The following is a 13841-nucleotide window of genomic DNA, read 5'->3' as shown; positions in this document are numbered from 1 at the left end:
CGGCCAGCCCGCCGAGCTCGCCCCGGCGTACGTCTTCCTCGCCTCCGACGACTCGACCTACATCACCGGCGAACGCATCGGCGCCACCGGCGGCCGCCCCCTCCCCTGAAGCGTGCCAGGCCGCGGTCAGCGTCGACCAGGTGCACACCGCGCTGGGCGACAGCGACTCGGCTGCGTTGCTGGCACCGCTCGCGGAGGCCGGCACGCAGCTCTCGAAAGACCACCCGGGTCTGGCCGAACGGATCTCGGAGCTCGGCGCCCGCACCGACGAGATCCGCCAGGCCGGACAGAACCGCCGCCACAGCTGAACCGACCACGCCCGCAGGGAGGCTGAGTGATGACACTGCCTTGCTCGGCCCGGGCCGCGGTGGCGAGGTGACGCTGGCTCTGGTTCGCGATGCGGGGCATGGCCAGGTGGCCGGCGAGATCGAGCGCGACCTCGCCGGCCGCTCTGACGACGGTCTGTTCGAAGGCTCAGGTCTGCTGACGAACTGAATCGGCCGAGTGCTGGGTCTGGTCCTTGACATCTGCGGTGGCCGAGCGGGTCTCGTCCTTGACCTGTTCTGTTGCTTCGGTCGCCGACTGCCTGACGTGGTCGACGGCTTTCTGGGCCGGCTCGCGGAGATTCTCCTTCAGGTCCTGAGCCACCTCACCGGCGCGATCCTTGAGCGGTTCGGCCGCGGTCTCCTTCGCCCTGGCCGCCAGCTCCCGTTCCTTGACCGTCGGCGGCAGGGCGGCCGCGATCACCCATCCGGCCGCGAACGCGACCATGCCGGCCGCGAGCGGGGCACCGCGGGTCCGCTCCTTCGCCTCGGCCGGCGCCGAACCGACGGCATCCCCGATCCTGCTGCCGACCTCCTGCACCGAGGAGACCGCCTCGTGCGCGCTGGATTCGGCGGCATGCTTCGCGTGATCGGACGTCCCCATCACCCGATGCCGCATCATCGACAGACGGTTGCGTGCCGCGTCCGTGCGCCGATGAACGATCTGTCGCGGACTGACCTTGTCCGCCAGGGCGTCGACGTCGCCGGTCAGCTGACGCCTGGTTTCCTCGATGTCTCGTCTCAGTGCTTGCGGGTCTTCAGCCATTGCGCATCCTCCTTCAAAGTCTCCACCGTCTGCTCTGGCACGGGCGTCACGTCGCGGAGCGCCTTCCGTCCGGACACCGCGAGTACGGCGGCCACCACGGCCCAGATCGCCGCCACGATCAGGGCGGCCCAGACCAGGTCCATCGCCTCACCGAGCGCCCACATGACCGTGAGCGAGACGAACAACGCCAGCATCCAGCCGGCGAACGCGGCGCCGCCCAGCATCCCGGCGCCCTTGCCCGCCTGCTTGGCCTCCTCCCGGAGCTCCGCCTTCGCCAGCGCGAGCTCCTGGCGCGTCAACGTCCCGAAGTCACCGGTCAACCGGGACACCAGTTCGCCGAGCGACGCGTCGTCGTACGCCGGACTGCCGGCGGCCGACATACCGGCGGAATACGGCGTGCCTCGTTCGTTGTCTGCGGTGTACGGACCGCTCATCTCACCGCTCCACGCCTGGGGTCGGCTCGCCGGCGGCAGTGGCGCGGGTCAGGCGGCCCGCGACGATTCCGGCCGCGGCGGCGCCGAGGAGGAACCTTCCCGGCCGCCGTCTGGCCACGGTGCGAACGTCGTCGAGGATCTCGCTCAACTCGCGACCGTCCAGGTAATCGACAGCGCGATCGGACCAGGCTGCTCCCTGCCGCGCCAGTTGCGCACCCAGGCCCGAGCCGTGCTCGGCCATCGAGCGCAACTCCTCGCCCAGCGAACGAAGTCCGATCACCGCCTGGTCGCGTTGCTGCCCGGCCTGTTGCCCGACCTGGTCGCGCGTCTGCGACAGCAGCCGATGGGTCTCCTGCTGGACGTCCGAGGCGACCCCTGACACCTGTTCCTTGGCGGTTCCGACCACGTCGCGGGCGGCATCGGCCGCCGTGCCCCGGACCCGATCCGCCTCTTCGCTTGCACTCTGGCCTATCGACTGATTGGTGGTGGACGTCATCTGACGCCTCCCTTCTGTTCCGGCCGCTTGGGTAACCCTCCACGGCTCCAACAAACCTTCGGACCGGCTACTCCTTCGTCCCGTGGCCCGCGATCACCGGGCCTCAGGCGGCGAGGGCGGAGCGGAGGACGCCCATGATGCGGCTGAGCAGTCTCGAGACCTGCATCTGGCTGACTCCGATCTCGGCGGCGATCTCGGCCTGGCTCCAGTGATCGACCATCCGCCGCCGCAGAATCAACTTGTCCCGTTCACCCAGGTTCGCCACGGCCGGCCTCAGTGTCTCGAGCTGGTTGACCAGCTCGAAGGTGTCGGCCCGGTCCGGCACAGTGCTCCCGAGCGACACCGAGGAGTCGATCCACAACGACGCATCCAGCGACGCCGGATGGAAGCAGCCGACGGCACGCTGAGCGTCTCTGATCTCCTCGACCGGTACGCCGATCCGGTCGGCCAGCTCCTGGTCGGTCGGCCAGCGGTGCAGCTGCGCGGCCAGCTCACCTTCGACGGCATTGATCGACGCCTGCAGATTCTGGATCCGGCGCGGCGGGCGCACGGCCCACGCGTTGTCCCGGAAGTGCCGTTTGATCTCGCCCCGGATCGTCGGGAAGGCGTACGAACGGAAGTCGGTGTCCGGGCCGGGCCGGTACCCTTGCGCGGCCTTGACCAGACCGACGTACGCGACCTGGAACAACTCTTCGCGATCCACGCCACGGCCGTCGTAGCGCAGCGCCAGCGACCTCGCCATCGCGGCGCCTTGCACGATCGCCTCTCTCAGCAGCTCCTCGCGGCAGGCACCGGTGTGTTCGGCGGCCTTGCGGAGCAGGGTTTCCGTCAGTGCGTGGTGGTCTTCACAGGACACCGACGATGTAGACACAGCACGACCAGTCATCGCGATCGACCTGAGACGCCATCGCCGCAGATGGCCGATATCTGACCGTGGCGAGCTGTGCCTCAGGCTCCTACGGGCGCGGTACCCACGCGGTAACCCCCATCGGACCAGGGCACGGATGCTCAAGGTTGAGAGATGTCCTGGAGTGCCCCGTTCGCGGACCGACGTTCATCGACGGCGTCAGGGCGTCACCATGATTTGGGGGGCGTTGGTCTTCAGGGTGGCGTTGGTCCAGCGGAGTTGACGCAGGGTCTGTGGATGGCATGACTGGGCCAGTGCGAGCAGGTCGGTGTCTTTGAGGGCCTGTGCGGTTTGGGCGAGGATCTCCCAGTCCAGCGAGACACCGGCGGCCTGGCAGTGGATCGCTCGGAGGTCCTTGAGGAGCAGCAAGGCCGGATCATGGGAGCCGCCCGAAGGCTCGGCGCCGGTCTTGCGGACCGTTGTGGGATCGAGGTCGAGGTCGTACGCCTTGCCGTACTCCGCCAGCCGCCGGACATGCTCCTGGGACCAGGTGGCCAGGTCCCGGCCGAGGTAGAAGATGTCGTGATCGGCCTTGTGCCGGTCGGAGATCTGCAGAAGTCCGGCGGCCAGATCGTTCTCGGCCCGGTGCAGTTCCGCGAGCGCCAGGCCCACCTTGTTCTTCATCGGACGACCTCCTCCAGGACCGCTGCCGCTGCCCCGCCGCGCGTGTCCGGAGCGACACCGGAGGCGACCGGCTTGGAGCCCGTCGTCGTCGGCGCCGGCGAAGGCCCGTCCGCGACACTGATCCGCTCGACGCGGGCCGCCGCCGACTTGAACAGCGGCTGCTTCGAGGACGGATCCCAGTCCGTGATGGTCAACTCGTTGGCCGCACGGCCCACGCCACCGGCCGGAGCATGACCGCCGGGAGCGTCCCAATACCCGTAGTGGAACGGCAGGAACAGGGTCGATCGCCGGATGCCGCTCACCCGGAGCCGCGCCTCGACGTTGCCCCGCGTCGTCGACACCCGCAGCAGATCACCCTCACCCCAGCCGTGCCGCTCGGCGTCGTACGCCGACATCTCGACCCACACGTCCGGCGCGGCGTTCTGCAACTGGGGAACGCGCCCGGTCTTGGTCCGGGTGTGGAAGTGGTAGAGCGTCCGCCCGGTCGTCAGTAGATACGGGTATTCGTCCGTCGGCGGCTCGTGCGGCGGCACGTACTCGGCCGCCTTGATCACGGCCCGTCCGTCCGGATTCATGGCCTTGTACTCCACCGGCTCCAGCGGCGCGCCCGTGACCAGATCCTTGCCATAGCTCTCGCAGTACTCCGGTGAGCTCCAGAACTCACCGTTGCGGTAGATGCGCTCGGTCCCGGCCGGATGCTTCTCGTTGCACGGCCACTGGATCCCGCTTCCGCCACGAAGCTTGTCATAGGTCAGTCCGCTGTAGTCGCAGGGCCGGCCCGCACTGCACGCCTTCCAGCCCTCGAACGCCCCTTCGGGATCCGACCACTTCACCAATGGTTCGCCGTCCTTGTCCGACAGACCAAGCCGTTGCGCGTAGTCGATGAAGATATCCAGGTCGGGCCGTGCCTGACCGGGCGGGTCCACCGCCTTCTCCGACAGATGCACGGTCCGGTCCGCATTCGTGAACGTGCCCGTCTTCTCACCCCAGGTCGCGGCCGGAAGGACGACGTCGGCGAGCTGAGCGGTCTCGGACAGGAAGATGTCCTGCACGACGAGGAAGAGCCGTTCCTGCGCGAGGATCTCGCGGATCCGGCCCAGCTCCGGAAGGGAGACGGCCGGGTTGGTCCCGCTGACATAGAGGAACCGGATCGAGCCGTCCTCGACGTACCGCATCATCTGCATCAGGTGTGTCGGCTCGGAGTAGTGCGGGATCTGCGTCGGCTCGACGTTCCAGACCCGAGCCAGGTCCTCGATGTGCTGGTCGTTGGCCCAGTTGCGGAAGCCCGGCAGGTCACCGTCGGCGCCGCACTCGCGGGTGTTCTGTGCGGTCGGCTGCCCGTTCATCTGCAGGATCCCGCAGCCCGGCTCGCCGAGCATGCCCCGGATCAGATGGACGTTGTTGACCTGTACGGCGGCCGCGGTCGCCTGATGTGACTGGTAGAACCCCTGCAGGACGGTGGACACGAGCCGCTCGGCCTCGCCAAGGATCCGGGCCGCGGCGCGGAGGTCCTCGACCGGTACGTCGCAGATCCCGGCGGCCCACTCCGGATCGCAGTCCGCGACCTGCTTGTCCAACTCGTCGAACCCGACCGTGTGCGCGTCGACGTACTCGTGATCCACCCAGTCGTTGGCGATGATCTCGTGCAGCAGGGCATTCATCAGCGCGACGTTCGTACCTGGCTTCGGCGCGAGATGCACGGTTGCGGCGGCCGCGACCGGCGTACGGCGCGGGTCGACACAGATGAGCTTCGGCGGGTTCGGCCCGGCCAAGCGGTCCAGGATGCGGCTCCACAGGACGGACTGTGTCTCGGCGACGTTGTGGCCGTACAGTGCGATGACGTCGGCCTCGTCGATGTCGGTGTAGGACCCGGGCTGGCCGTCGCTGGCGAACGACTCCTTCAACGCCGCCGCGGCGGTCGCCGTACACAGCCGGGTGTTGCCGTCCAGGTGGTTGGTGCCGATGCCGCCGTGGCCGATCAGCGCGAGCGTGTAGTACTCCTCCAGGAACAGTTGCCCGGTCGTGTAGAAGCCGATCGAACTCGGTCCACGCTCGGCGAGCAGTTCCTTCGTGCGCCCGGCGACCGCCGTCATCGCGGTGTCCCAGTCGGTCTCGACGAGCTTGCCGTCGCGCCGGATCAGCGGGACGGTGAGCCGGTCGGGCGAGTTGTTCGCCTGGTACCCGTACAGGTCCTTGGGCCCCAGCCGTCCGTGGTTCACCCGGTCCACCGCGCGACCCCGGACCCCAACGATCCGGCCGTCCTTGACCGCGATGTCCAGCGCATCGCCGTTCGAATGCAGGGTCGTCGCCGACTGCACCCAGGTGTCGACATCGGCCTCACTCAGGCCCTCGTCGAGCCGGGTGTCGACCCGGACCGGCCAGGATGCACCCCGGGCGTACGGCGTCCGTGTCCCCCACGGCTCGGCGATCCGATCAATGGTCCCCATGCTGAGCGGGTACCCGCACACTTAGGTGCAAAACCCAACCAGCGACGCCACCCGGTTCGGTGACTGCTCAGGTGCCTGGTTTCAGCAGGATCTTGATGGCTCCGTCGCGCTTCTGCTGGAACATCTCGTACGCCGTGGGACCTTCGAGCAAAGGCAGGTGGTGAGTGGCGAAGCCGTCGACGCCCAGTGGGTCGTCATCGCCGAGCAGCGGAAGGATCTGGTCGGCCCAGCGGCGGACGTTCGCCTGGCCCATCCGCAACTGGATCTGCTTGTCGAAGATCGTCAGCAGGGGCAGCGGATCGGCCATCCCGCCATAGACGCCGATCAGCGAGATCGTGCCGCCGCGCCGCACGATGTCGACGGCGAGATAGAGGGCTGCCAGCCGGTCGATGCCGGCGGTCTGCATGACCTTGCGCTGCAGCACATCCGGCAGAACGCCCGCGATCTTCTGCCCGACGGCTGCTACCGGTGACCCGTGCGCTTCCATGCCGACGGCATCGATCACCGAGTCCGGGCCACGCCCGTCGGTCAGGTTGCGCACCGCCTCGGCGACGTCGTCGCCGTACTCGAGCACCTCGACACCACGCAGCCGCGCCCGTTCCAGACGTTCGGCGACCAGATCGACCCCGATGACGCGATGACCGCGGTGCAGGGCGACCCGTGCGGCCATGTCACCGATCGGGCCGAGCCCGAGGACGGCCACGGTCCCGCCCGGCGGGATGCCGGCGTACTCCACGGCCTGCCAGGCGGTCGGCAGGACGTCCGAGAGGTAGACGAATCGATCATCGGGCGGCCCGTCGGGCACCTTGATCGGCCCGTACTGCGCCTGCGGGACCCGCAAGTACTCCGCCTGACCGCCGGGGACCTGTCCGTACAGCTTCGTGTAGCCGAACAGTGCGGCACCCATCCCCTGGTCGCGGACCTGCGTGGTCTCGCACTGCGTCTGCAGTCCCTGGTCACACATGAAGCACGAACCGCAAGCGATCTGGAACGGCACCACCACGCGATCCCCCGGCGCGAGACCGCTCACCTCCGATCCCGCCTCCTCCACGACCCCGATCGCTTCGTGACCGAGCACGTCACCGGCGTCCAGGAACGGCGCCATCACCTCGTACAGGTGCAGGTCGGACCCGCAGATCCCGGTCGACGTCACCCTGATCACCGCATCGGTCGGTTCCTCGATCCGCGGGTCCGGCACGTCGCCGTACTCGATCTTCCGCTTGCCCTGCCAGGTCAGTGCCTTCACAGCTCTCCTCGATTGGTCTCGATCGCGCGCTCAGGCGCCGGTACCCCGAGCCAAACGAAGATCTCCCCCGAACGGCCGGCCAGTGTGGTGCTGAATCCGATCGGCGGGTACTGGGGGTCCATGACGGACAGCGGTATGACCGAGACCACCTGCCTGATCCACGCCTCGGCGCCGGACGTTTTCGCGATCCTGACCGACGGGTGGACGTACGCCGCCTGGGTTGTCGGCGCATCCCGGGTCCGCGACGTCGACGCCGGCTGGCCGCAGCCCGGCCACAGCATCCACCATTCGGTCGGCATCTGGCCGCTGGTGCTGAACGACACCACGACGGTCGAGCAGTACGAACCGAACCGCTTGCTCCAACTGAAGGTCCGCGCGTGGCCCACCGGTGCCGGCATCGTCGAGTTCGTGCTCACCGACCGCGACGGCGACTGTCACCTCCTGATGCGAGAACGCGCCGTCAGCGGCCCCCTCGCGCTCATCCCCCACCCGCTGGTCGACCCAGTCCTCCGCCTCCGCAACCACGAAACCCTCCGCCGACTCGCCCTACTCGCCGAGAAGCGCAGTTGAGGCAGAGCAGTGGGGAGTTTGGTCGAGATGATTCCGGTCGAGGCCCAGGGCAAGCTCCGCAAGGCCGCACAGCCCGAGTGGATGACTCCGATGCTGGCGACCCTGACCGAGGACCGCTTCTCGGACCCGGACTGGCTCTTCGAGCGCAAGCTCGACGGGGTGCGCTGCCTGATCTTCCGTCGAAAGAACCGTGTCCGGCTCTTCTCGCGCAATCATCACGACCTCAACGGTCACTATCCGGAACTCGTCGAAGCGCTGGACGCGCAGCCGGGCGACGACTTCATCGCGGACGGCGAGATCGTCGCCTTCGACGGCAACAACACCAGTTTCGCCAAGCTCCAGCGGCGCCTGCAGGTCAGCGATCCCGAGGCCGCGCGCCGTACCGGCGTACGAGTGTTCCTCTACCTGTTCGACGTACCGCACCTTGACGGTCACGACCTCACCGCACTCGAGCTGCGTCATCGCAAGTCGGTGCTGCGCCGGATGCTGACCTTCCGCGATCCGCTGCGGTTCACCACGCATCGGATCGGTGCCGGCGTGGACTACTGGCAACAGGCGTGTGGCCGGGGGTGGGAAGGTGTCATCGCCAAGCGCGCCGACTCGCCGTACGTGCACGGCCGGTCGCCGGATTGGCTCAAGTTCAAGTGTGTCAACGAGCAGGAGTTCGTGATCGGCGGCTACACCGATCCGAAGGGAAGCCGCGTCGGCTTCGGCGCGCTGCTGATCGGCTACTACGACAACGGCGAGCTGCGGTACGCCGGGAAGGTCGGCACCGGGTACGACGACCACACGCTCGAGCAGCTGGGCGATCGGCTGGCCCGGTCCGAGCGGACTGAACCCGCCTTCGCGCACGGGAAGCTGCCGCGGGCCGGCGTGCACTGGGTGGAGCCCGAACTCGTCGCGCAGGTCGGTTTCACCGAATGGACCCGGGACGGGCAACTGCGCCATCCACGGTTCCGGGGACTGCGCGACGACAAGTCGCCGCGCGACGTCGTACGGGAGCGTGCGCGATGAGCACCGACCACATCCGGATCGGACGACGCACCGTCAAGCTCAGCAGAACCGGCAAGGTGCTCTTCCCCGACGACAATCTGACCAAGGGCGATCTGATCGGCTACTACGAGGCTGTCGGCGCGCGGATGGCGGCGTACCTCAGGGGACGCCCGCTGGCTCTCGAGCGCTTCCCCGACGGCATCGGCGCAGGCCGGGTCTTTCACCAGCACGCGCCACAGCACTTCCCGGAGTGGGTCGAGACGGTGTCGGTGAAGACCGTCGACGGCAGCGGCAGCGTCGAACACGTGATGGCCGGCAACACCGCCACCCTCGTTTACCTGGCCAACCAGGCGTGCATCACTCCGCACGCCTGGTTGGCTCGCGCCGACCGTCTGCACAATCTTCGATCTCGATCCGCTGGACGGCGAGTTCGCCGCCGCCTGCGACGCTGCGCGTCAGCTCCACGACCTGCTGGACGAGCTCGGTCTCCCCGCACTGGTCAAGACCACGGGCGGCAAAGGACTGCACGTGCACGTCGCACTGGACCGTACGGCGGACTTCGACCAGGTGCGGGACTTTGCCCGCGACGTCGCGCAGGTGCTCGTCAACCGCGAGCCCGAGCGCTACACCATCGAGCAACGCAAGAACGCCCGCGGCGGGCGGCTGTACCTCGATGTCATGCGTAACGCGTACGGCCAGACCGCCGTACCTCCGTATGCTGTGCGTGCTCTGCCCAAGGCTCCCGTCGCCACGCCGCTGGACTGGAGCGAGCTCGACGATCGCCGGTTGCGCGCCGAGCGATTCACGCTCCGCACGACGCCGGCCCGACTCGAAACCGACGGCGACCCCTGGCGCCGAACCCGCCACCGAGGCCGCTCCCTGACCCGCGCCCAACGCCGCCTCGCCCCACTACTCACCGAGGGGTAGCAACGGCTGACGGCGTACATGTCCGAGTGTGACGCTGGGTACCAACCTGCGTGGGCAACAGCCGGATGGTCGCACTGACCGCTCTGTACGCCCTGACTGACGCCGTGTGAGAAGGGGATTCAATGACCGCGTTGCGGGCTCTCGCCTTGACCTGTTCGCTGAAGAAGTCGCCGGCTCCGTCGAGCGCGGAGCTGATCGGACGCGAACTGCTGACCGCCTTGACCGACCACGATGTCAAGTACGACGGCGACCGAGATGTCGTCCGGGTGGTGGACCACGACATCCGGTTCGGAGTGAGCACCGACGAAGGTGACGGCGACGAATGGCCGCAACTGCGGCAGCGAATGCTCGACGCCGACATCCTGATCCTCACCACGCCGATCTGGATGGGGCAACCCGCCAGCGTCTGCAAGCTGGTGCTGGAACGTCTCGACGCCGAGCTGTCCGAGAAGGATGGCGATGGCCGGCCGCTCGTGTACGGCAAGGTCGCGCTGGTCGGCGTGGTCGGCAACGAGGACGGTGCGCACCACGTGTGCGCGGAGCTTTTCCAGGCGCTCAACGATGTCGGCTTCACAGTACCGGCGGCCGGCGCGTCGTACTGGGTCGGCGAGGCGATGGGCTCGGTGGACTACAACGACGCCGGTCCGAAACCGGATACCACCGGCACAACTACCAAGACCGCCGCCGCGAACGCCGCTCACCTGGCTCGCCTCCTCCGCGACCACCGGTATCCAGCGACCTGACGGAGCTGAGAAGAGCTGTTGGGCACGGGAGCAAGCGGGCCGGTTTGTTCGGTTTCCGCCAGCTGCGAGCCGCGTATCAGTTGCGTAGGGCGCGTTCGAGTTCGTCGCGACCCATCTTCGAGCGACCAGGGATCCCTCGCTTCTGGGCCTCGCGGTAGCCATGCCCGCCCGGTTCCCGCCCGATCACCGCTCATGCATGTCCGCATGGATGTGGGTACCGGCGCGGGACCCACATCAGGAGAAGGGACACAGTGATGGCAGCGGATGTTGTTGATCTGATCATGCAGGACCACCGGGAGGTCGAGCGCCTCTTCGACGAACTGAAGGACAACCCGGAGAAGCGTGCGAACCTGTTGCCGGTGCTCACCACCCTGCTGACCGCGCACAGCCGGGCCGAGGAGGCCGAGGTGTACCCGGTCGCAGCGGAGGAGGCCGGCGAGAAGGAGGAGGTCTCGCACAGCCAGCAGGAGCACATCGAGGCCGACCAGCTGCTGGCGAAACTCGCCGAGACAGATCCGGAGTCCGCCCAGTTCGACACGGTGCTGCAGAACCTGATCGACGCGGTCTCACACCACGTCGACGAGGAAGAGACCAAGGTCCTGCCGGGGATGCGCGCCAACCTGTCGGACGAACGCCGTACCCAGCTCGGCGAGGCATTCGTTGCCAGCCGCAAGCAGCACCTCGGCGAACAGCCCGGTGACATGACCCGCGACCAACTGGCCCAGCAGGCCAGGAACGCCGACATCCCCGGTACGTCGGGCCTGAGCAAGGACAAACTGCAGCAAAAAGTCCAACGCGAGGCCGAACGCTGAACCACGACCCTCGTTGCGGGCGGTCGCACACCCCGCTGGGCCTGGAGCAAGCCTCGCGACCTGCTGCCCTACGTTGTCAGCCGGTCCTGTTCCAGGTCGCCCCAGACTTGGGCGATGCGGCCGCCCTCGATCCGGTAGACAGCGAGCTCCTGCATGCTGACCGCCCGCCCGTCCTGCGTCGTGTACGTGTCCCTCAGCAGCGCACTCAGCCAACAACCGTCCAGGAATCGCTTAAGTCAGTATCGAGCCATTTCCGCATGGCGTTTCAGGTTGGCGCGGTGGGTGCTGGTGGTCACGGTGCCGTCGGTGAGGTGGTCGACCTCGTCCCAGGGCAGGTACCAGACCTCGCCGAGGCGGCGGTGGACCAGCCAGCGCAACAACGCCGGCCCGACGTGACGCTCGTACCCGAACAGTCTCGTGGTGTGGTGCTCGACCACGATCAGACCGTCCACCCGCAACGCACTCTGCATCGACGCCAGCACCGGTCCGTCCTGGACCAGGCGTACGTCGGCGACCCCGCCGATCGCCGTACCGGTGCCGTCGACCACGCGCCGGCCGAGCAGATCATTCAGTCGCATCGCCGGCTCCTGGGATCTTGTCGATGATGTGCTGCTCGGTCCAGTCGTCGTGGTGCTCGAGATCCAAACCCTGGTTGACGATCTTCACCGCGGTGTCGATCTCGGCGATCTGCTGGGCCGGTATCCGTTCCCGTCCCGAGAACAGCGCGGACACCACCGGCGGATCGCTGTCCAGGTCGAGCTCGACGTCGTCCACCTTGCCGAGCAGGTAACCGTCGGCCTGGTCGATCAACTGCCGGTCGAGCAGATGCAGCTGGGCGTGCAGCACGCGTCCGGACATGGTCATTGCCCCGCTCTCGTCACGATCATCAAAGGAATGGCGGCCACCGAGGCGACCACCAGCAGGCCGAGATAGATCAGCCCGAAGAAGTTCAGCACCCGCCCGTTCGTGTGCCGACCGACGTAGTCCGGGTCGTTCGCGACGATCAGGATCGGCAAGTAGGTCAAGGGCAGAGCCATCGCAGCGAACACCACCGAGTACTCCGTCACCTTCACCGGATCCACTGCCGTCAGCAACGTCAGAACTGCGATCGCCAGGCAGACGATCATGGTCACGTGGAACCGCGACGCCTCCCGCGGCCGGACGAACTTGCCCCATTGCCAGCCGCGGTACTGCGCAATCGTGTACCCGCACGACAACACCGTCTCCAAGGCCGCGCCGAACGTTGCCGCGAACACCCCGATCAGCACGATCGCGAGTCCTATCTTGCCGAAGGCAACAGCCACCGGCAGCGTCACCTGTCCGAGCGTGCCCACCTGGATCCCGGCCGGGAGAAACAGCACCGCCGCACACCCGGCGATTGCCAGCGACAACAACCCACCGAGCGGAAACCCGACGAACACATTGGTGCGCGCCGTGACCAGATCGCGCCGGCTCCACTTCTCCTCGACCCCGCCCGAGGAGAAGAAGAACACCTCGTACGGCGTCATCGCGGCACCGAACAGCGCGATCGCGTAGTACGTGTACGTCGCCCAGCTCTCATGCCCAACCGGATGCGGATTCGTCGCCTGATGCACCAACTGTCCCCAGTCCGGCCCGAGTTTGAACAACGCCACCGCGAACACGATCAGCAGCAGCCCGAGCAGACCGAACACCTGTTCCAGCCGGGAGAACTTCACCCGCCAGATCACCAGCCAGACCGCCAGCGCGACCAACGGCATCCACAGCAGGTAGTTCACACCGCTCGCCAGCTCGAAGGCCAGCGCGACACCGCCGATCTCCGCGATCAAGGTCAGCAGGGTGACCAGGAACGACGCGATCAGGGTGACCAGCCCCGTCCGCCGACCCAGCCGTTCCCGGATCAGATCGAACACGGGCCGCCCGGACAACGCGACCACGCGGCCCGACATCTCGGCGTACAAACAGATCCCGATCACACCCACCACGACGACCCAGGCCATCCGCATCCCGAATCGGGCGCCGACCAGGGCGTTCGTGACCAGGTCACCGATGTCGACGAATCCACCGATCGCGGTGAGGATCCCGAGGGTGACGCCGAGGAATTTCTTCACTTGGCCAGCTCCCCGATCCGATCCAGTTCGTCCGCCGATCGACCCAGTACGTCGACCTGCCGGAAGGCCGCCGGGAGATCGTCGTTGTCCAAGGCAATTCGGGTCGCCGTCACTGCCTTCTGAGCGTTGTCGAGAGCCTCACCGACCTGCTCGTACATCCGCCGTGACTCGACCGTCGTCGGCTGCTGACCGTCGAACGAACTGACCGCCTTCGCCACGGACTTCTCCGCGTCGGCGACCATGACCTCCGCCGTACGCTGCCACAGATGACGCGCCTGCAACTGCTCGACGACGAGGCGAGTCGTGTTGACCTCGGACTCCGCTTCCCGGGCTGACTGGGCCGCTGCATCAGTCAGCTTCTGATCGGCATTGCCACAGCCGCTCAGCAGAAGCCCTGAGAGCAGCCCGCAAGCCGCCCACCCTCGCATTGCCCGAGCCAAATCAACCCCGCGGGAGGCACCCA

Annotated in this window: 16 protein-coding genes and 1 pseudogene; 6 read left to right on the top strand and 11 right to left on the bottom strand. The window is 67.5% G+C overall.

From position 1 onward, the window contains the following. The first annotated feature begins 140 nt into the window (after positions 1-140). Positions 141-308, top strand: coding sequence for a hypothetical protein (locus E0H73_RS46080; protein WP_165555890.1), 168 nt, complete (start codon positions 141-143; stop codon positions 306-308). Between the two features lie 166 nt (positions 309-474). On the opposite strand, the gene E0H73_RS30840 is transcribed toward E0H73_RS46080, so the two are convergent. The 7 genes from E0H73_RS30840 to E0H73_RS30810 all read right to left on the bottom strand — a co-directional run bounded on the left by E0H73_RS30840 (position 475) and on the right by E0H73_RS30810 (position 7243). Beyond that, entirely contained in the window at positions 475-1089 is a 615-nt protein-coding gene (locus tag E0H73_RS30840) for a DUF3618 domain-containing protein (protein ID WP_131362124.1), read from the bottom strand. Then, a complete protein-coding gene (locus E0H73_RS30835) occupies positions 1065-1523 on the bottom strand; it encodes a phage holin family protein (RefSeq protein ID WP_131362122.1) in 459 nt (152 codons plus the stop codon). The genes E0H73_RS30840 and E0H73_RS30835 overlap by 25 nt, the downstream gene beginning before the upstream one ends. A 1-nt stretch (position 1524) precedes the next feature. After that, entirely contained in the window at positions 1525-2019 is a 495-nt protein-coding gene (locus tag E0H73_RS30830) for a hypothetical protein (RefSeq protein ID WP_131362120.1), read from the bottom strand. Between the two features lie 103 nt (positions 2020-2122). Then, positions 2123-2905, bottom strand: a complete 783-nt coding sequence (locus E0H73_RS30825) for a sigma-70 family RNA polymerase sigma factor (protein WP_131362118.1) — start codon at positions 2903-2905, stop codon at positions 2123-2125. A gap of 180 nt (positions 2906-3085) precedes the next feature. Then, positions 3086-3550 carry a hypothetical protein gene (locus E0H73_RS30820; protein ID WP_131362116.1) on the bottom strand — a complete coding sequence of 155 codons (465 nt, stop codon included), beginning with the start codon at positions 3548-3550 and terminating at the stop codon, positions 3086-3088. After that, entirely contained in the window at positions 3547-5997 is a 2451-nt protein-coding gene (locus E0H73_RS30815; protein WP_131362114.1) for a molybdopterin oxidoreductase family protein, read from the bottom strand. Before E0H73_RS30815 ends, E0H73_RS30820 begins: the two co-directional genes overlap by 4 nt. Before the next feature lie 67 nt (positions 5998-6064). Continuing rightward, positions 6065-7243: a zinc-dependent alcohol dehydrogenase gene (locus tag E0H73_RS30810; protein ID WP_131362112.1), complete on the bottom strand. Its 1179-nt coding sequence runs from the start codon at positions 7241-7243 to the stop codon at positions 6065-6067. Positions 7244-7378: 135 nt separating this feature from the next. On the opposite strand from E0H73_RS30810, the gene E0H73_RS30805 reads away from it, so the two are divergent. The 5 genes and pseudogenes from E0H73_RS30805 to E0H73_RS30785 all read left to right on the top strand — a co-directional run bounded on the left by E0H73_RS30805 (position 7379) and on the right by E0H73_RS30785 (position 11288). Then, positions 7379-7813 (top strand): SRPBCC family protein, encoded by a 435-nt coding sequence (locus E0H73_RS30805; protein ID WP_131362110.1) that lies wholly within the window; start codon positions 7379-7381, stop codon positions 7811-7813. Between the two features lie 27 nt (positions 7814-7840). Then, on the top strand, positions 7841-8827 hold the full coding sequence (gene ligD / locus E0H73_RS30800; RefSeq protein ID WP_131362108.1) for a non-homologous end-joining DNA ligase: 987 nt from the start codon (positions 7841-7843) through the stop codon (positions 8825-8827). Further along, positions 8734-9733: pseudogene (gene ligD, locus E0H73_RS48260) on the top strand (non-homologous end-joining DNA ligase). The gene ligD (E0H73_RS30800) and the pseudogene ligD (E0H73_RS48260) overlap by 94 nt, the downstream one beginning before the upstream one ends. 122 nt (positions 9734-9855) lie before the next feature. Further along, entirely contained in the window at positions 9856-10476 is a 621-nt protein-coding gene (locus E0H73_RS30790) for a flavodoxin family protein (RefSeq protein ID WP_131362105.1), read from the top strand. Between the two features lie 254 nt (positions 10477-10730). Next, positions 10731-11288, top strand: a complete 558-nt coding sequence (locus E0H73_RS30785) for a hemerythrin domain-containing protein (RefSeq protein ID WP_131362103.1) — start codon at positions 10731-10733, stop codon at positions 11286-11288. A 236-nt stretch (positions 11289-11524) separates the two neighbouring features. Here E0H73_RS30785 and E0H73_RS30780 read toward each other — a convergent pair whose 3' ends face one another. The 4 genes from E0H73_RS30780 to E0H73_RS30765 are packed head-to-tail and all read right to left on the bottom strand — an operon-like array spanning position 11525 to position 13806. Beyond that, the gene (locus E0H73_RS30780; protein ID WP_131362101.1) at positions 11525-11866 is read right to left on the bottom strand and encodes a PRC-barrel domain containing protein; all 342 of its coding nucleotides are present in this window, start codon (positions 11864-11866) and stop codon (positions 11525-11527) included. Then, positions 11853-12152: a hypothetical protein gene (locus E0H73_RS30775; RefSeq protein ID WP_131362099.1), complete on the bottom strand. Its 300-nt coding sequence runs from the start codon at positions 12150-12152 to the stop codon at positions 11853-11855. The genes E0H73_RS30780 and E0H73_RS30775 overlap by 14 nt, the downstream gene beginning before the upstream one ends. Then, positions 12149-13378, bottom strand: a complete 1230-nt coding sequence (locus tag E0H73_RS30770; RefSeq protein ID WP_131362097.1) for an NRAMP family divalent metal transporter — start codon at positions 13376-13378, stop codon at positions 12149-12151. Before E0H73_RS30770 ends, E0H73_RS30775 begins: the two co-directional genes overlap by 4 nt. Then, complete coding sequence (locus E0H73_RS30765) at positions 13375-13806, bottom strand: hypothetical protein (protein ID WP_131362095.1); 432 nt, start codon at positions 13804-13806, stop codon at positions 13375-13377. The genes E0H73_RS30770 and E0H73_RS30765 overlap by 4 nt, the downstream gene beginning before the upstream one ends. Between the last annotated feature and the right edge of the window lie 35 nt (positions 13807-13841).

The sequence above is a fragment of the Kribbella pittospori genome, from assembly GCF_004331465.1.
GTDB classification, from domain to species: Bacteria; Actinomycetota; Actinomycetes; order Propionibacteriales; family Kribbellaceae; genus Kribbella; species Kribbella pittospori.
Note: the sequence above shows the minus strand (reverse complement) of the source record. Positions and strands in the feature narration are given on the sequence as shown.